The following is a 17,259-nucleotide window of genomic DNA, read 5'->3' on the forward strand; positions in this document are numbered from 1 at the left end:
GACAGCAGTTTGCGAAACCGTAAAATGGCGCGCCTCTGCAGCGGCAACGCAAACAGAGAAAAGAAAGAGCATAGTTCCGCGATAGCTCAGTCGGTAGAGCAAATGACTGTTAATCATTGGGTCCCTGGTTCGAGTCCAGGTCGCGGAGCCAATCTTTCCTCGGGGTGTAGCGCAGTCCGGTAGCGCGCCTGCTTTGGGAGCAGGATGTCAGGAGTTCGAATCCCCTCACCCCGACCATATTTGGGTCGTTAGCTCAGTTGGTAGAGCAGTTGGCTTTTAACCAATTGGTCGTAGGTTCGAATCCTACACGACCCACCATTTCAAACTCGGCTTGAGTAAAGAACCCGCCAAAAGGCGGGTTTTTTGCTTTCTGGCATCTATAAACCGCTTGACGTTGCCTGGTGGCTGCTCAGTTGCAGCTGTAGGCATTGCCGGGCAGGGTGCCCGGCAATGCGCTGGGGGTCAGTGCAATTTCAGGCGCGGGTCGGTACTGCGGCCGATGCGGTCACTGAGCATCAGCAACAGTGTGCGGAAGGGGCCGTATAGCGCTATCTGGTGCATGCGATATAGCGAGACGTAGAACATCCGCGCCAACCAGCCTTCCAGTTTCACGCTTCCCATCAGGTTGCCCATCAGATTGCCGACGGCGCTGAAGCTCGATAGCGAGATCAGCGAGCCGTAATCCTTGTAGGTGTAGCTCGGCAGCGGCTGATTCTGCAGGCGCAGCGTCAGCGACTTGACCAGCAGCGAGGCCTGTTGATGGGCCGCCTGCGCACGTGGAGGCACGTTGCGTTCGCTACCGTCCCCCATTGGGCAGGCGGCGCAGTCGCCAAAGGCAAAGATGTTCTCGTCGCGCGTGGTTTGCAGGGTGCTGGTGACGACCAACTGGTTGATGCGGTTGCTTTCCAGGCCGTCCAGGTCCTTGAGAAACGCCGGCGCACGGATACCGGCGGCCCATACTTTGAGGCTGGCGGAGATGGTTTCGCCGTTGGCCAGTATCAGGCCGTCGGCGGTGACTTCCTTCACCGCTGCGCCAGTCATGACGTTCACGCCAAGCTCCTGCAAGGTCTTGTGCACCGGCGCGCTGATGCGCTCTGGCAGGGCAGGCAATACCCGTGGCCCGGCTTCGACCAGGCTGATGCGCATGTTTTCCGGGCGAATGCGGTCCAGACCATAGGCCGCCAGTTCGCGTGCGGCGTGGTGCAGCTCGGCAGCCAGCTCCACGCCGGTGGCGCCGGCGCCGACGATGGCGACGCTGATCTGAACGTTATCGCCTTTGCCCGCGTGGGCGCGCAGGTAATGGCTGAGCAGCTTGCGGTGGAAGCGCTCGGCTTGCTCGCGCGTGTCGAGGAAGATGCAGTGGTTGGCCGCCCCCTCGGTACCGAAATCGTTGGTGGTGCTGCCCACTGAAATCACCAGCGTGTCATAGGGCAGCTCGCGGGCGGGCACCAGTTCGCGATTGTCTTCGTCCAGGGTGGCGGCCAACTGAATGGTCTTGCGTTCGCGGTCCAGCCCGCTCATGCGGCCAAGTTGGAACTCGAAGTGGTTCCACTTCGCCTGGGCCACGTAATTCAGCTCGTTCTCCGTGGAGTTCAGCGAGCCGGCGGCCACTTCATGCAGCAGCGGTTTCCAGATATGGGTGAGGTTGGCATCGGCCAGGGTGATGTGCGCCTTACCGCGCTTGCCGAGCTTTTGGCCCAGGCGGGTAGCCAGCTCCAGTCCGCCGGCGCCGCCGCCGACAATGACGATTCGATGGGTCATGGTGAGTCTCACAAGGCTAAGAAATCGTTGGCGAGTCCGGGCGAGCGGTGCTCCAGCGTCGGGCGACTCATGTGCCAATCCACGCAGGCGGTTGCCTGCGCTTCAGAAAACGGGTGGTGCTGCAGCGAGGTTGCGTGCGTTGCATCAACTCATCGACAGAAAGCCAGCCGCCTGGGTTCAATTCGTCAGCGGCGGGTTGCATGCATTCTAACAGCGTGCTGAGCAGCGAGCGTGCGATGGTATTGCTATTCGAGGTGTTCCAGCGATTCGACTTCGAGCCTGTCGCCCAGGCGAATGATGCCGCTATTGATCACTCGTGCGGTGATCCCGCCATGGCCACGGACGGCCTGAAACGTCCCGAGGCCCAGGCGCTGTTCCAGCTTGGCGCAGGGCTGGCACCAGCCAGTAGTTTCCAGGAGCGCCTGGCCGATGCGAAAGCGGCGGCCCTTGAGGCTGAACAGATTGATACCGCTGATGGCGATATTGCGCCTGAGATCCTCGGGCTTTATCGCGTGCTCAGCGTCGCGGCCGAGCAGGGCGCTGATCACGGCCAGGTGCTCCCACTGGATCAGCGTGACCTGGCGCGCATTGCGCGGGCCGGGGCGCGCATGATCGCCGGTCAGGCCCGCTTCGCGGCGCGCCTCGACCGCGTCGAGAATCAGCATGTCGCCGAGGCGCTCGGGGCGTACGCCGATCCAGCGCACCTGGCCCTGTTGCGGCACGGCGGCGATAAGTTCCTGGAGTGGGCTGGCTGGGTAGGCGTCAGGCCTCAAGGTGTGGTTCCGCCGTCTTGATGGGCTGGGGCGGCTCAGTGCCGGCTGGGCGGCAAATCATCGGAGAACAGATCGTCCTCCAGCGGATTACCGGGAATCGCATGCTCTTCCGATGCCCAGGCGCCCAGGTCGATCAGCTTGCAGCGTTCGGAACAGAAAGGCCGGCTCGGGCTTTGCGGACCCCATTCCACGGGAGCTGCGCAGGTCGGGCAGGCAACGAGAGTTGGAGCGGTCATGGTTGGCCTCCATTGAGGGTCAGGTAAAAGGCATGCAGGCGCTCGACTTCCTGTTTGACCCAGGTCAGGTCACGGTCGTTTACCAGTACGTCATCGCCATGGCTCAGACGTGTTTCGCGAGTGGCCTGGGCGGCCATGATGGCGCGCACCTGTTCGGCAGACAACCGATCACGCTGCATGGTGCGCTCGATTTGCAGCTGCTCGGGCACGTCCACCACCAGGATGCGCTGGGTCAGCTTGTACTGGCCGGATTCGATCAGCAGCGGCGAGACCGTGATGGCGTAGGGCGACTTGGCATTGGCCAGAAACTGCGCGGTTTCTGCGGCGATCAACGGATGCAGCAATCTTTCCAGCCAACCCCGTTCGGCAGGCGATTGGAAAATCAGCTCTCGCAGTGCCGGGCGGTTCAATTGACCGTCGGCTTGCAGCACCTGTTCGCCGAAGTGCTCGGCTATGGCCGCCAGGGCAGGGCGGCCCGGTTCGACGACCCAGCGAGCGGCCTGATCGGCATCGACCACATCCACGCCCAGTGCGGCGAATTGCGCGGCCACGGCGCTTTTGCCACTGCCGATGCCGCCGGTGAGCCCGAGCGTCCAGGGTTTCATGGTCGTTGCCCCTCAGAAAATCAGGGGCGGATTGTAAGGGAGTCGGGCGTGTGTGGCGAATCAGTCGGCAGTAGCCTGGGTTGAGCGAAGCGATAACCCGGGGAAGTTGGGACGCCTTAGTTGAAACCTGCGAATTGCAAGTAACCCGCGGTAATCTGCTTGCCCCACAGCAGCGCGATAAAGCCGGCAATAGCCAGGTAAGGGCCGAAAGGAATCGGTGTGCTGGTACTGGCATCGCGCAAGCGCAGCATGATCACCCCGAGCACGGCACCGACCACCGAAGAAAGCAGAATGGTCAGCGGCAGAATCTGCCAGCCACCCCAGGCGCCAAGCATGGCGAGCAGCTTGAAGTCGCCATAACCCATGCCTTCCTTGCCGGTCACTAGCTTGAACAGCCAGAACACTGACCAGAGGCTCAGGTAGCCCGCAACGGCGCCCCACAGGGCATCTTCCAGGCTGGTAAACAGCCCGAAGTTATTGGCGATCAAGCCCAGCCACAGCAGCGGCAGCACCAGCGCGTCCGGCAGCAACTGGTGATCGGCATCGATCATGCTCATCGCCAGCAGCCCCCAGGCCAGCACCAACATGCCTGACGCTTGCCAGCCAAACCCAAAATGCCAGGCGACGTAGGCCGAAATCAGCCCGCAGGCGAGTTCGACTAGCGGATAGCGCAGACTAATCTTCGCCTTACAGCCGGCGCACTTGCCGCGCAGGAACAGGTAGCTGATGACCGGAATATTTTCCCACGGCCGGATTTCATGGTTGCAATGTGGGCAACTGGAGTGGGGGAGTACCAGGTTGTAGGTTTCACCAGCAGACTCGGCTGGTAGCTCCAGTACTTCCCGCGCCTGGATGCGCCAGTCGCGCAGCATCATCTTCGGCAGCCGGTGAATCACCACGTTGAGGAAGCTGCCGACCAGCAGGCCGACGATCAGCGCGCAGAAAACAAAGGCCGGCGTATTGCCGGCCAGGAGGTCGATTACGGTCATAGCTTAAACGACGTTGCCCAGTTGGAAGATTGGCAAGTACATGGCGATGATCAGACCGCCGACCAGAACGCCGAGCACGGACATGATGAGGGGCTCCATCAGTGCTGTGAGGCCATCCACAGCGTTGTCTACTTCGGCTTCGTAGTAGCTGGCAACCTTGTCGAGCATGGTATCCAGCGCGCCGGACTCCTCGCCAATCGCAGTCATTTGAACGGCCATGGCTGGGAAGGCGTTGGTTGAGCGCATGGAAAAGTTCAGCTGCATACCGCTTGTGACATCCTGCTTGACCTTGGCGACTGCATCACGGAAAACCACGTTGCCTGTCGCCCCGGCCACAGAGTCCAGCGCCTCCACCAGTGGTACGCCAGCGGCAAAAGTAGTGGATAGCGTACGCGCGTATCTTGCGACCGATGATTTGTAGACGATGTTGCCAATCACCGGGGCTTTGAGTACGGCGCGATCTAGGCTATTGCGGAATTTCTCTGAACGTTGCTTGGCTTGTATAAATGCATAGCCTGCCGCAGCACCGCCTAGCAATACGATGTACCACCAATTCTGTAGCGTGTTGGAAATGCCAATCACAAAAACAGTGAATGCAGGAAGTTCGGCGCCAAAGCTGGAAAATACCGACTCGAACTGAGGTACTACCTTGATTAGCAGGATACACGAGACGATAACGGCGACAGCTATGACTGCGATCGGATAGTTCATCGCTTTCTTGATCTTTGCCTTAAGTGCCTCCGTCTTTTCCTTGTAAGTAGCTACTCGGTCAAGCAGTGTTTCCAGCGCGCCTGATTGCTCGCCAGCCTCTACCAAGTTGCAGAAAAGGTTATCGAAGTACTCAGGTTTGGTGCGCAGTGCTGCAGCAAAGCTGTTACCTGCGGCCACGTGTTGTTTCAGTTCGTCCACCAACTTACGCATGGCGGGTTTCTCCACGCCGTCAGCGATGATGTCGAAAGACTGCAGCAGTGGCACGCCTGCTTTCATCATGGTGGCCATCTGGCGGGCAAACAGGGCAATATCCAGCGGTTTGATCTTCTTGCCGGTGCCACCCAGGCTCATGCCTTTCTTGCGGACCTTAGTCGGGTTGATACCCTGTTTGCGCAACTGCGCCTTGATCAAGGCCGGGTTCTGGCCGCTGAGCTCGCCTTTGACGATGCTGCCCTTGCGATCCTTGCCTTCCCAAACGAAGGTGCTGGTCTTGGGCGCTTTTGCTGCTGCTGCCATGGTTAATCCTTGGTCACTCGGTTGACTTCCTCAAGACTGGTCACGCCTTGCATGGCCTTCACAAGGGCCGAGGTGCGCAGGTCGTTAAAGCCGTCTTTGCGCATTTGCGCGGCAATATCGATGGAGTTGCCTTCCTCCATGATAATCCGCTGCAGGCTCGGCGTGTTTTTAACCACTTCATAAATACCGACACGGCCTTTGTAACCGTTCTTGCAATTTTCACAGCCAACCGGACCATAGATCTTGAAACTACCGATCTTGCTTTCCGGGAAGCCTTCTTCGAGCAGCACCTCGCGAGGCACATCTACTTCCTTCTTGCAGGACGCGCATAGCTTGCGCGCCAGGCGCTGGGCGATGATCAGGTTCACAGAGGTGGCGATGTTGAACGAGGGCACGCCCATGTTGCGCAGGCGCGTGAGGGTCTCGGCTGCGCTGTTGGTGTGCAGGGTTGACATCACCATATGGCCAGTTTGCGCGGCCTTGATGGCGATGGAGGCGGTGTCCAAGTCGCGAATCTCGCCGACCATGATGATGTCCGGGTCCTGGCGCAGGAATGCACGTAACGCCTGGGTAAAGTCCATCCCCTGCTTGGGATTGACGTTCACCTGATTGATGCCTTCCAGGTTGATCTCCACTGGGTCTTCAGCCGTGGAGATATTCACATCCGGGGTGTTGAGGATATTCAGGCCGGTATAAAGGGATACCGTCTTGCCGGAGCCGGTGGGGCCGGTGACCAAGATCATGCCCTGAGGCTGTTTGAGGGCGTTGAGATATAGCTCTTTCTGGTCTTCCTCGTAGCCTAGAGCGTCGATCCCCATCTGTGCGCTGGCGGAGTCCAGAATCCGCATCACAATCTTCTCGCCCCACAGCGTTGGCAGAGTGTTTACGCGGAAGTCGATGGATTTGCTCTTGGAAATCTTCATCTTGATGCGGCCGTCCTGCGGCTTGCGTCGCTCGGATATATCCAGACCGGCCATGACCTTCAGGCGCGCGGAAATGCGTGGTGCCAGCTGAATCGGCGGGCGGGCCGTTTCGTGCAGGATGCCATCGGTACGAAAGCGAACGCGGTAGGTTCTTTCGTAGGGTTCGAAATGCAGGTCCGATGAGCCGCCTTTAATGGCATCGAGCAGCATCTTGTTGACGAAGCGCACCACGGGGGCATCATCGGCATCCTGGCCGCCGTCTGGCTTCCTGTCATCGTCGACAGTCTCCGTCTCCAGTCCGTCGAGGTCCACATCTCCCAGGTCTTCAAGGCCGCTGTGGCCTGTATCGAAGAATTTTTCGATGGCATCGCCAAGCTTGTCGTCTTCCACCAGCAGGGCTTCCGTAGAAAGTCCCGTGCTGAACTGAATGTCGGTAACGACTTGATGGTTAGAGGGATCGGATATGCCGATGAAAAGCTTATTGCCCCGGCGCCAAAGGGGCAGCGCGCGGTGTTGGCGCACCAGCTTCTCGCTGACTAGATCCTTCGGTTGGCTTTCCTTGTCCAGCGCGCTCAGATCGAAATAGGCGATGCCGAACTGATCCGCCGTCAGCTCAGCCAGCGCGCGGCTTTTTACCAGCTTGTTCTGGGCCAGGTAATGAACAAGAGAGAGTTTGTTGCGCTTAGCTTGTACCTGCGCCTGTTGAGCGGCCTTCTCGTCCAGCAGCTCGGCTAGCACCACCTGCTTGGCCAGGCCGGAAAGGGGAATGTTCTCGCTCATGGGCACCTCAGCATCAATAGATGGGTGCGTTATAGCGTAGATGCCGGGGGCTGCCAAATTGCCGATGCCAAGGTGACGCAAAGTGTCACAAGATGCGCATCAATGTGTTTGGCGTAATGGCCATGGCGTCAACGAGAGTGGTAATTTTGTGAGGGCGTTTGCAGTAATTGTGGCCAAAGGGCGGCGCTCAAGACTTGGCACGGCTTCTGCTATGTTATCGCCAGGCTTGTCTGCCTGACACTTAATGACTGGAGAATTACATGAAAGCTCAAGCGCAAAAGGGTTTTACCCTTATCGAACTGATGATCGTTGTTGCGATTATCGGCATTCTGGCTGCCATCGCCATTCCTGCTTATCAGGACTACGTTGCTAAAACCCAGGTTACCACAGGCCTGGCCGATATCGCAGGCGCCAAGACTTCTTATGAGTCAGCGGTTAACGAAGGTAAGGCAACTGCCTACTACACCGCTGATAACATGGGGCTGGCTACTTCCACTAACCGTTGCAGCAGTGTCACTGTAGGCGCTCCGACTAGCGGTGCCTCTGCGACTGCCCTGACCTGCACTCTCAAAGGTAATCCTGCTATTCAAGGTGCAGTCGTTCAAATGGGCCGTAGCGCTACTGGCGTTTGGAGCTGTAACGTTGCCTCGCGCCCAAGCGGCTGGAAAGATTCGTTCCTGCCAACTGGTTGCACTGCAAGCTGAGTTTAGTTTTATGGAAATGCCCCGCTTATGCGGGGCATTTTTTTGGGGGGTTCTTTTGATAAGATTTTGGGTTTTTGGAAGAGCTTGCTTTACGGTTCTTGTGTTCGTTTTTTTTGTTTTTTTCTCGTTTTCAGTGACTTCTAATTTTTGGGTCGGTTATGGGTGGCACGATCAGCAGCGAGTTATGCAAGTTATACTTCTTTTTTTAGTGTGTATGTTGTCGGTTTTTAATGGTTGTAATTTTTTTTCTTCGCAAAATTTTCTTCTTGTCTTGGGAGTGGTTGTCCTTGGCTTGGTGTCTGCATGTCTTTCGGCTTTTCCCGAATGGGCATTGCGGGAATGGGTAGTATTTTTAGGGTGTTTTCTTCTTGCGCTATGTGTCGCTAAACTCTGTTGTGATTACAGAGTTGATAGCGCTTTTTTTTATCTGCTTGCTGTAGTGGCAGTTGTATTGTCTGCTCAGTTTCTTGTTTCTTACCTCGCAGCATTTATAACAGGTATTCAGATGCTCCATGTAGATGTGCTGGTGAGTGGTTTTAGTAATCCTCGGTCTTTTGGGCAGTTTCAAGTGCTTGTAATGCCTGTGCTGGCTTCTCTGGTGATGAAGAATTTATCCGCTAGACGGATTTTTTCTTTTGTGTTTTTGATGGTTCTTTCCATTTCGTGGTGTATTTCATACTCTCTTGGTGGGCGAGGAGTATGGGTTGCTTTGCTCGTTTCTAATTTTTTGTTGTTTTCGGTTGCGCGTAAGTTTTGGCGCATCCTAGGAGTTCAGATAGTGGCTGCCTCCGTGGGAGGCGCATTATTTTTGGTTCTGTTCGTCTTAATTCCTTCTTGGGTCGGAGAAAAAGCGATTGTGCACGATGGGCTTCGAGCGGGATTGTCCGCCAGGGGCATCCTCTGGGCCGATGCTTGGTTAATGGCATTGGATAATCCTTGGTTCGGTGTAGGACCAATGCATTTTGCAGCATTACACAACGATATAGCAGCGCATCCTCATCAAATGGTTTTGCAATGGCTAGCCGAGTGGGGGACTCCAGCAACTGCTTTGATGCTCATGCTCATTTGTAAAGGTATGTGGAGAGGTACTCACTACTTATGCTCGGATAAAAGCACAGAGACTGACGCTTGTCTTTGGGTGGCAATATTGGGGGCGCTAGTCTTGGCTCAAGTCGATGGCGTATTCGTCATGCCTTATACTCAGACATGGTTGGCCATATTGGTCGGCGTCGCCATTGCGCGGTGGTCGACTGGTCCAGTCTTTATTCGTGGTTGGTGCCTTTCGCGCGTTATGTTGGCCTTTCCCTGTGCTTTGCTGTTGGCCGCTATTTTGATATTTGATGTGCCTAAACTACCATCTGTGCAACAGCACTATTTAGAGGAGCACGTTACTGGATGGAAACCCAGATTCTGGCAGCAGGGTTGGATCCCCATGTCGATAAGGTGGTGGTTTTAGAGATTGTTCTGTATGAGTTGTATACTAATGCTGGTCTGTTTTAATAGCCGTTGAGAAATGTAAATGAATAGTCTAATGCGCTATGATTTAAAACAGTGGCGTGCCTTGATGAAAGGCTTCACGATAGTGGAGTTTATAGTCGTAGTTTCCATTGTGGGAGTGCTGGCTGCTATTGCGATTCCCGTGTATCAAGATTATGGCAATACGACTCAGGTTCGGGTTCTTTATGCTGAGGTGGCAAGCTACAGAGCAGTAGTCGAAGAAAGAATGGCATCTGGTAAAAGGGCCGTCAGCAATGAAGAGATAGGGTTCACGCAGCCGCGACTGGCAGAGCCCTCTACCAGTTTCGTGACATATGATCCTGAAGGCACTGTCAGTCTTTCTTTAATGATGGGAGGTGCTGCGAGTCCATCTTTAGTAGGCGTTTCCATATCCACTGTTCGCAGCATCGACGGTGTTTGGCGCTGTTCTATTAATGGTTCTTTAGCGGCCGGGTGGAAGGACCGTTATCGGCCAGTTGATTGCTGGTAGCGATATTGTGGATTAAATTTGAATTTTAGGCATGATTGGTAAGGCGCGGTCCGTGTTTGATTGCAGAATCTTCTGCTTCTTTTGCTTTATGTCGTATGGCGGGTCACTCGGACAAAGGGAGAGTGACAAGTCACCGAGTACTTCGACTCTACTGCAATAGTCAAACGTTTCCAATCCACGCCAGAAAAAACCTGAACCAAAACCACTCCCCCCTCTCCACTGACCATTACTGAGCAGATGTTTCAAAAGGCTTCGCTTTGGCTGGCTGTGAATGAAATTGGATGGAGAGTTCCCGCATGACTATGGAAGACGGCCGTCGGCCCCTACGCATTGCCCTTACCTCGCTGGCGATGCTTCTGTTTGGCCTGGCGATTGCCGGTGGAGGCGGGTATCTCGTGGTGCTGGGTGGGTCGTGGTATTACCTTGTGGCGGGTATTAGCCTGCTTGTCGTGGCGGGCCTGCTGTTCGCGCGGCGGCGAATGGCGATTGGTCTCTACGGCCTGTTGCTGCTTGGCACCCTGGCCTGGACCCTCTACGAAGTCCGCTTCGACTGGTGGCAACTGGCACCGCGTATCGATCTTTGGTGCATCCTCGGCCTCTGGCTGTTCCTGCCTTTCGTCAATCGGCATGTCGGCCGCAATGGCGTCTGGCGTGATGGTGCGACTGGCGTTTTGGGCGTGGGGATCCTGGCTGGTGCGCTGATGGCCGGTTATTCGCTGACCCAGGATTACCATTCCATCGATGGCGAATTCAGTGATGCGCAGATGCAGGGTGACGCAGCTGGCGCTGTTGCGCAGCGCTCGCCAAGTGAGTGGCCGGCTTATGGTGGTTCGAGGCACAGTGATCGTTATTCGACGGCTGATCTGATCACCCCTGAAAATGCCGGCAAACTGGAGAAGGCCTGGGAGTTTCATAACGGGGATTTGCCGGGTGAGGGCGATCCTCATGAGCTGACCAATCAGGTCACTCCGCTGAAAGTCGGCAATACCCTGTTCATCTGTACGCCCCACAGCGTGGCGATTGCGCTGGATGCGGACACGGGCGAGGAGCGGTGGCGGTTCGATCCGAGCATCAATCGTGATGCCGGGTACTATCAGCACATGACTTGCCGTGGCCTGGCTTATCACGATGGCGCGGCTGCGGCGGCCACTGCCAATGCGGTCGAGCAGCCTGATCAACCCGCTGCGCGCTGTGAGAAGCGTCTGTTCCTGCCGACCAACGACGCCACTCTGATCGCCCTGGACGTCAATGACGGCCAACCGTGTGAGGATTTCGGTGACGCCGGTACGGTCGATCTCAAAGCCGGTCTGGGTGAGGGCGCGCTCGGTGTCTATCTGCCGACCTCGCCACCCGTGGTGACCAGCAAGCTGGTGATTCAGGGCGGCTCGATCACCGATAACGGCTCGGTGGATTCGCCGGGTGGCGTGATTCGCGCCTACGACGTGAAAACCGGTGAGCTGGTGTGGAATTTCGATCCGGGCAAGCCGGATGCCACCGAACCGCTGGCACCGGGCGAAACCTATGTGCGCAGCACGCCCAATTCTTGGACGATCCCCACGGCCGACGAAGCGCTGGGGCTGGTATATATCCCGACTGGCAACCAGACGCCGGATCAGTGGTCTATCCCGCGCGATGAGCTGGCTGAGCGTTTCACCGACACGGTACTGGCGCTGGACCTCGCGACCGGCAAGGTGCGCTGGGAATTCAAGACCGTGCATCATGATCTCTGGGACCGTGACCTGCCATCGCAACCGACTCTGGTGGATATCGACGGTCCGCAGGGCAAGGTGCCGGCGCTTATCCAGCCAACCAAGCGCGGCGATCTGTATGTGCTCGACCGCCGTATCGGTAAGCCCATCGTGCCGGTCAACGAGATACCGGTGCCCCAGGGCACCGACTACGGCGACACCACTGCGGCCACTCAGCCGACATCGGCGCTGAGCTACGCGCCGCAAGAGCCGCTGCGCGAGCGCGATATGTGGGGCGGTACGCCGATCGACCAGATGCTGTGTCGTATCCAGTTCCGCAAGCTGCGCTACGAGGGCGATTTCACGCCGCCGTCCCAGGGCGGCTCGCTGATCTATCCGGGCAACGTCGGCGTGTTCAACTGGCCATCGGTGGCGGTGGATCCGAACCGCCAGCTGCTGTTCGGCGCGCCCAACTATCTGGCGTTCATCTCGCAGATGGTCAAGCGCAGTGAAGTCGACCCTGACGAGCAAATGGGCGGTGGTGAAACCGGCCTGCAACCGAACCTGGGGGCGCCGTATATGGTGCGTTTGCAGCCGTTCCTTTCGGTGCTGGGCTTGCCGTGTCAGTCGCCGCCATGGGGCTACGTGACCGCTGTCGACCTGCGCACCATGAAGAAGGTGTGGATGCACAAGAACGGCACCAGCCGCGACAGTGCGCCACTGGGCCTGCCGTTCCCGGTCGGTACCCCAGCACTTGGCGGGCCGATCGTCACCGCCGGCGGCGTGGCCTTCATGAGCGGTACGCTGGATTACTACCTGCGCGCCTATGATCTGAAGACCGGCAAAGAGTTGTGGAAAGGCCGCTTGCCGGCGGGCGGCCAGGCCACGCCGATGACCTACGTGTCCGAAAAGACCGGCAGGCAGTACGTGGTGCAGATGGCCGGCGGGCACGGTTCGTTCGGCACCAAGATCGGCGACTCGGTGACGGCTTGGGCGCTGCCTGAAGATAAGTAAGCAGCGAGCCTGCTTGATCCCGTCTATGAAACGCCCATGAAAAACGGCCCATTCAGGCCGTTTTCATTGAGCATGAAAAGCGCTATCAGTGGTGTTCGCGGGTCGCGCGGAATTTCACGTCCGGCCAGCGCTCTTCCATCAGGCTCAGGTTGACGCGGGTCGGTGCCAGGTAGGTGAGGTGGCCACCGCCGTCGACCGCGAGGTTTTCCACGGCCTTGTTGGAGAATTCCTCGAGCTTCTTCTTGTCGTCGCACTCGATCCAGCGCGCCGACCACACGGTGATCGGCTCGTAGCCGCACTCGACCTTGTATTCCTCTTTCAGGCGGCTGGCGACCACGTCGAACTGCAGCACGCCGACGGCGCCGAGGATGATGTCGTTGCTGCGCTCGGGGAAGAACACCTGGGTGGCACCTTCCTCGGCGAGCTGCTGCAGGCCCTGGCGCAGTTGCTTGGATTTCAGCGGGTCCTTCAGGCGCACGCGGCGGAACAGCTCAGGCGCGAAGTGCGGGATGCCGGTGAAGCCCAGCGCTTCGCCTTCGGTGAAGGTGTCGCCAATCTGGATGGTGCCGTGGTTGTGCAGGCCGATGATGTCGCCGGCCCAGGCTTCCTCGAGCATTTCCCGCTCGCTGGAGAAGAAGGTCAGGGCGTCGCCGATGCGCACATCCTTGCCGGTGCGCACATGGCGCATCTTCATGCCTTTTTCATACTTGCCCGAGCAGATGCGCATGAAGGCCACGCGGTCGCGGTGCTTGGGGTCCATGTTCGCCTGGATCTTGAACACGAAGCCGGTGAACTTCTCCTCGATCGGCTCCACCGGACGCTCGTGGGCCACGCGGGCCAGGGGGCGCGGCGCCCAGTCGACCACGGCGTCGAGCACATGGTCGACACCGAAGTTGCCCAGTGCGGTGCCGAAGAACACCGGAGTCAGTTGGCCGTTGTCGAACTCATCCTGGTCGAACGGGTGGCAGGCGACCTGCACCAGCTCCAGCTGCTCCACGAAGCGCTCGTACTCGTCGCCCAGGTGAGCGCGGGCCTCGTCGGAATCCAGCTTGTGGATGATCTTGGCTTCGGTGCGCTCGTGGCCGTGGCCGGCGGTGTAGACGATGATGTAGTCGCCTTCCAGGTGATACACGCCCTTGAAGTCGCGGTAGCAGCCGATCGGCCAGGTGATCGGCGCGGCCTTGATCTTCAGCACCGCTTCGATCTCGTCGAGCAGTTCGATGGGGTCGCGGATGTCACGGTCGAGCTTGTTGACGAAGCTGACGATGGGCGTGTCGCGCAGGCGGCACACGTCCATCAGGGCGATGGTGCGTGGCTCGACGCCTTTACCGCCGTCGAGCACCATCAGCGCGCTATCCACTGCGGTCAGGGTGCGGTAGGTATCTTCCGAAAAGTCTTCGTGGCCCGGGGTGTCGAGCAGGTTGATCATGTGTTCGCGATAGGGGAACTGCATCACCGAGGTGGTGATGGAAATGCCGCGTTGCTTCTCCATTTCCATCCAGTCGGATGTCGCGTGGCGGTCGGATTTGCGCGACTTCACCGTACCGGCCACTTCGATCGCCTTGCCCATCAGCAGCAGTTTTTCGGTGATGGTGGTCTTACCAGCGTCGGGGTGGGAAATGATCGCGAAGGTACGGCGCTTGGCGACTTCGGCGGCCTGAGTGGTCATGGATGCGTGCCTGCTTGAAAGCGTGAGCGGGCCAGGGCGGCCCGGAAAAATGCGCGATTATAGCGGCAAATGCACAGGCGCTGGGGCATCCGCTGCGCACGTCTGTCGCGTCACCGCTGCGACGAATGACGTAAGATCGGCGCTCTGTTCTCGCATTGGATTGGCATGAAGCATTCCGCTCTTTTGTCCGTCGCCTTGGGCCTTGCCTCGAACATGGCGCTGGCGCAGTTACCCGAGTGCCGGGTTGGATTCCCGGCGGGGCAGACACGCGATCTGCCGCTCGCGGCCACACCTGATGCGCGCACCATCGGATTGTCCGGTCGTGATGACGTTGGCGGCGGCATGCTCTTCGCCTGGCCCCAGGACGGGCTGCGCGAGCTGTGGATGAAGGACACCCGCGTCGCGTTGTCGGCGGCCTTCATCGATAACGGCGGCACGGTGCGCAAGCTGGTCGACATGCGCCCCTTCAGCCTGCAGCGCCACGGCTCGGACGAGCCGGTGCGCTATATCATCGAGGTCGCCAGGGGCGAATTCGCCGGCCTTGGTGTGGTGGTCGGTAGTCGGGTGACCATCGACTGCGAACGGGAAGGCTGAAGCGGCACTCGATCCTTTTGATCGGTAATTCGGCTGACGCGGCTCTTGACGCTGCTGTTACACTATCACCCCTCGCAAATCCCCATCCTTTTCCGCTATCAGGAGCATCCGGTGTCTGTCGTGTTCGTCGCCGCCTCCCAACTGCCGACGCCGTTCGGTGTGTTCACCATGCATGGTTTTCTCGAAGAGGCCACGGGCAAGGAGCATGTCGCGCTGACCTTCGGCAACGTGGCCGATGGCGAGCCGGTGCTGGGGCGCCTGCATTCCGAGTGTCTGACCGGTGATGCGCTGTTCAGTCTGCGCTGCGATTGTGGCTTCCAGCTCGAAGGCGCCCTGCGTGCCATCGCCGAGGAGGGCCGTGGCGTGCTGCTGTACCTGCGTCAGGAAGGCCGCGGCATCGGCCTGCTCAACAAGATCCGCGCCTACGAGCTGCAGGATGGCGGCGCCGACACCGTCGAAGCCAACGAGCGTCTGGGCTTTGGCGCCGACATGCGCGACTACGCCATCTGCCTGCCGATGCTCAAGCACCTGGGAATCAACTCGCTCAAGCTGATGACCAACAACCCGCGCAAGGTCAAGGCGCTGGGCGATATGGGCATTCCGGTAGCCAATCGCGTACCGCTGCAACTGGGGCACAACCCGCACAACAGCAAATACCTGGCCACCAAGGCCGGCAAGCTCGGGCACATGCTCGGCAAGCTGCATCAGGGCGAGGTCGAGCGGCCTTGACCCGCGCCGCGGTCAAGCGCCGGTTGGCCCTGCTCTGGTGGCGGCAACTGGCACTGACCCTGGCGCCGCTGTTTGTGATCAATCTGCTGTTCGGTGCCGGGCGCCAACCCGGCGTGATGGCCATGCCGCTGTTCATCGCCGGGCTGGCCTCGCTGTTCGTCAGCCTGCCACTGTTCAGCGCCTACAAGCGTGCCCTGTTCGCTACGGCTAAAGCCCTGAATACCACTGACGAGCCCGCCGCCTGGTTGACCCTGGCCGAGCGCCGGCGGCCGGCATTGCTAGCGGCGGGGCTGCCGGCCTGGATCGCCGCTCTGGCAGTATTCGCCGGGTTGGAAGCGGTGCCGCAGATCCTGCTGGCGCTGGCCAGCGTCGTGGTGCTCTACCTCTACCGCATTCCCAGGCAGCTCTGACTTTCGCGGCCAGCGCGCCGACTGACCCAGTGCTGCCGCCTGCCTGTTGATCGCCGTCAGGGCTTGTGCTCAGGTTGTGCGATGACACTGGTAAAGCGCGCCGGCAACTGGCAGATTGAACGCCTTCCGGTTCATTGCAGACGTTATGAAAGCCCCCGTATCCCCCTGGTTTTCCCCAGCCAGCGCCCTGATCGTTGGCGGTGCGCTCCTGCTGGTCTTCCCTCTGAAATTGCTGCCCAGCCTGTTGGCAGGTCTTCTGGTATTCGAACTGGTCAACCGCCTGGCGCGGCCGATGCAGCGCCTGCTGGCCGGCCATATGGGGCGTGTGCTGGCGGTCGGCGTGCTGAGCGTGCTGGTGATAGCCGTGCTTGGGCTGATCTTTGCTGGCGGCTTTTCGCTGCTGATGCACGAACTCAATAACCCGGGGCGGATGATGGGCAAACTGCTCGGTGTGGTCGACCGCGCCCGCGAGCAGTTGCCCGAAGCGCTGGTGGCCTACCTGCCGGCCAACGTCGACGACATCCGCGTGGCGCTGCACGACTGGCTGCGCGGGCATATCAGCGAACTGCAGCTGCTCGGCAAGGGCGCCGTGCACATGTTCGTGACCATTCTGATCGGCATGATTCTCGGCGCGGTGATCGCGCTGCAGAGCGTGCCTGAGCCGGATCAGCTCAAGCCTCTTGCCGGCGCCTTGTTGACCCGCGTGCAGCGTTTCGTCGAGGCGTTTCGCAATATCGTCTTCGCGCAGATCAAGATCTCCCTGCTCAACACCACCTTTACCGCGATCTTCCTGATTGGCGTGCTGCCGCTGTTCGGTGTGCACCTGCCGCTGACCAAGACGCTGATCCTGATCACCTTTCTGGCCGGCCTGCTGCCGGTGGTCGGCAACCTGATCTCCAACACCGCGATCTTCGTGGTCGGCCTGTCGCTGTCGATCTGGGTGGCGCTGGGGGCGTTGGCCTACCTGATCGTCATCCACAAGGTCGAGTACTTCCTCAATGCGCGCATCGTCGGCGGGCAGATCAAGGCGCGGGCCTGGGAGCTATTGCTGGTCATGCTGGTGTTCGAGGCCGCCTTCGGCATCGCCGGCCTGGTGGCGGCGCCGGTCTATTACGCCTACGTGAAGAGTGAATTCAAGGCCCAGGGCTGGGTGTAGGCCTGGCTTTGCAG

General features: G+C 59.0%; 16 protein-coding genes and 3 tRNA genes. 11 read left to right on the forward strand and 8 right to left on the reverse strand.

Annotation, left to right across the window (positions count from 1 at the left end):
- Positions 1 to 75 precede the first annotated feature (75 nt).
- The 3 genes from PVA39_RS03945 to PVA39_RS03955 all read left to right on the forward strand — a co-directional run bounded on the left by PVA39_RS03945 (position 76) and on the right by PVA39_RS03955 (position 318).
- Positions 76 to 151 (forward strand) — tRNA-Asn (locus PVA39_RS03945).
- 9 nt (positions 152 to 160) lie between these two features.
- A tRNA-Pro gene (locus PVA39_RS03950) sits at positions 161 to 237 on the forward strand.
- 5 nt (positions 238 to 242) lie between these two features.
- Positions 243 to 318: transfer RNA gene (locus tag PVA39_RS03955), tRNA-Lys, on the forward strand.
- Positions 319 to 462: 144 nt separating this feature from the next.
- Here PVA39_RS03955 and PVA39_RS03960 read toward each other — a convergent pair.
- From PVA39_RS03960 to pilB, 7 genes are all read right to left on the reverse strand, one after another.
- Entirely contained in the window at positions 463 to 1,761 is a 1,299-nt protein-coding gene (locus tag PVA39_RS03960) for an NAD(P)/FAD-dependent oxidoreductase (RefSeq protein WP_274122917.1), read from the reverse strand.
- A 245-nt stretch (positions 1,762 to 2,006) separates the two neighbouring features.
- Positions 2,007 to 2,534 (reverse strand): MOSC domain-containing protein, encoded by a 528-nt coding sequence (locus tag PVA39_RS03965; protein ID WP_274122918.1) that lies wholly within the window; start codon positions 2,532 to 2,534, stop codon positions 2,007 to 2,009.
- Positions 2,535 to 2,569: 35 nt separating this feature from the next.
- On the reverse strand, positions 2,570 to 2,770 hold the full coding sequence (gene yacG / locus PVA39_RS03970; protein WP_013792874.1) for a DNA gyrase inhibitor YacG: 201 nt from the start codon (positions 2,768 to 2,770) through the stop codon (positions 2,570 to 2,572).
- Positions 2,767 to 3,375, reverse strand: coding sequence for a dephospho-CoA kinase (coaE, locus tag PVA39_RS03975; RefSeq protein ID WP_274122919.1), 609 nt, complete (start codon positions 3,373 to 3,375; stop codon positions 2,767 to 2,769). Before coaE ends, yacG begins: the two co-directional genes overlap by 4 nt.
- A gap of 116 nt (positions 3,376 to 3,491) precedes the next feature.
- Complete coding sequence (locus PVA39_RS03980; protein ID WP_274122920.1) at positions 3,492 to 4,364, reverse strand: prepilin peptidase; 873 nt, start codon at positions 4,362 to 4,364, stop codon at positions 3,492 to 3,494.
- Positions 4,365 to 4,367: 3 nt separating this feature from the next.
- Positions 4,368 to 5,591, reverse strand: coding sequence for a type II secretion system F family protein (locus PVA39_RS03985; RefSeq protein WP_274122921.1), 1,224 nt, complete (start codon positions 5,589 to 5,591; stop codon positions 4,368 to 4,370).
- 2 nt (positions 5,592 to 5,593) lie between these two features.
- Entirely contained in the window at positions 5,594 to 7,294 is a 1,701-nt protein-coding gene (pilB, locus tag PVA39_RS03990) for a type IV-A pilus assembly ATPase PilB (RefSeq protein ID WP_274122922.1), read from the reverse strand.
- A 260-nt stretch (positions 7,295 to 7,554) separates the two neighbouring features.
- Here pilB and PVA39_RS03995 point away from each other — a divergent pair, with 260 nt between their 5' ends.
- The 4 genes from PVA39_RS03995 (at position 7,555) to PVA39_RS04010 (ending at position 12,687) form a co-directional block, all read left to right on the forward strand.
- Positions 7,555 to 7,998, forward strand: a complete 444-nt coding sequence (locus tag PVA39_RS03995; protein WP_274122923.1) for a pilin — start codon at positions 7,555 to 7,557, stop codon at positions 7,996 to 7,998.
- A gap of 10 nt (positions 7,999 to 8,008) precedes the next feature.
- Positions 8,009 to 9,454, forward strand: a complete 1,446-nt coding sequence (locus PVA39_RS04000) for an O-antigen ligase family protein (RefSeq protein WP_274122924.1) — start codon at positions 8,009 to 8,011, stop codon at positions 9,452 to 9,454.
- Between the two features lie 75 nt (positions 9,455 to 9,529).
- Complete coding sequence (locus PVA39_RS04005; protein ID WP_274122925.1) at positions 9,530 to 9,985, forward strand: pilin; 456 nt, start codon at positions 9,530 to 9,532, stop codon at positions 9,983 to 9,985.
- A gap of 296 nt (positions 9,986 to 10,281) precedes the next feature.
- Positions 10,282 to 12,687, forward strand: coding sequence for a membrane-bound PQQ-dependent dehydrogenase, glucose/quinate/shikimate family (locus tag PVA39_RS04010; protein ID WP_274122926.1), 2,406 nt, complete (start codon positions 10,282 to 10,284; stop codon positions 12,685 to 12,687).
- Between the two features lie 85 nt (positions 12,688 to 12,772).
- Here the strand turns inward: PVA39_RS04010 and PVA39_RS04015 are convergent, their stop codons facing one another.
- Complete coding sequence (locus PVA39_RS04015; protein WP_274122927.1) at positions 12,773 to 14,356, reverse strand: peptide chain release factor 3; 1,584 nt, start codon at positions 14,354 to 14,356, stop codon at positions 12,773 to 12,775.
- 165 nt (positions 14,357 to 14,521) lie between these two features.
- On the opposite strand from PVA39_RS04015, the gene PVA39_RS04020 reads away from it, so the two are divergent.
- The 4 genes from PVA39_RS04020 to PVA39_RS04035 all read left to right on the forward strand — a co-directional run bounded on the left by PVA39_RS04020 (position 14,522) and on the right by PVA39_RS04035 (position 17,245).
- Positions 14,522 to 14,950: a DUF192 domain-containing protein gene (locus PVA39_RS04020; protein ID WP_274122928.1), complete on the forward strand. Its 429-nt coding sequence runs from the start codon at positions 14,522 to 14,524 to the stop codon at positions 14,948 to 14,950.
- A gap of 111 nt (positions 14,951 to 15,061) precedes the next feature.
- The gene (gene ribA / locus PVA39_RS04025; RefSeq protein ID WP_274122929.1) at positions 15,062 to 15,679 is read left to right on the forward strand and encodes a GTP cyclohydrolase II; all 618 of its coding nucleotides are present in this window, start codon (positions 15,062 to 15,064) and stop codon (positions 15,677 to 15,679) included.
- Positions 15,676 to 16,089 (forward strand): MFS transporter, encoded by a 414-nt coding sequence (locus PVA39_RS04030; RefSeq protein ID WP_274122930.1) that lies wholly within the window; start codon positions 15,676 to 15,678, stop codon positions 16,087 to 16,089. Before ribA ends, PVA39_RS04030 begins: the two co-directional genes overlap by 4 nt.
- Before the next feature lie 145 nt (positions 16,090 to 16,234).
- Complete coding sequence (locus PVA39_RS04035) at positions 16,235 to 17,245, forward strand: AI-2E family transporter (protein ID WP_147174758.1); 1,011 nt, start codon at positions 16,235 to 16,237, stop codon at positions 17,243 to 17,245.
- Positions 17,246 to 17,259 lie beyond the last annotated feature (14 nt).

It is taken from the genome of Pseudomonas sp. CNPSo 3701, assembly GCF_028674975.1.
Classification (GTDB): Bacteria; Pseudomonadota; Gammaproteobacteria; order Pseudomonadales; family Pseudomonadaceae; genus Aquipseudomonas; species Aquipseudomonas straminea.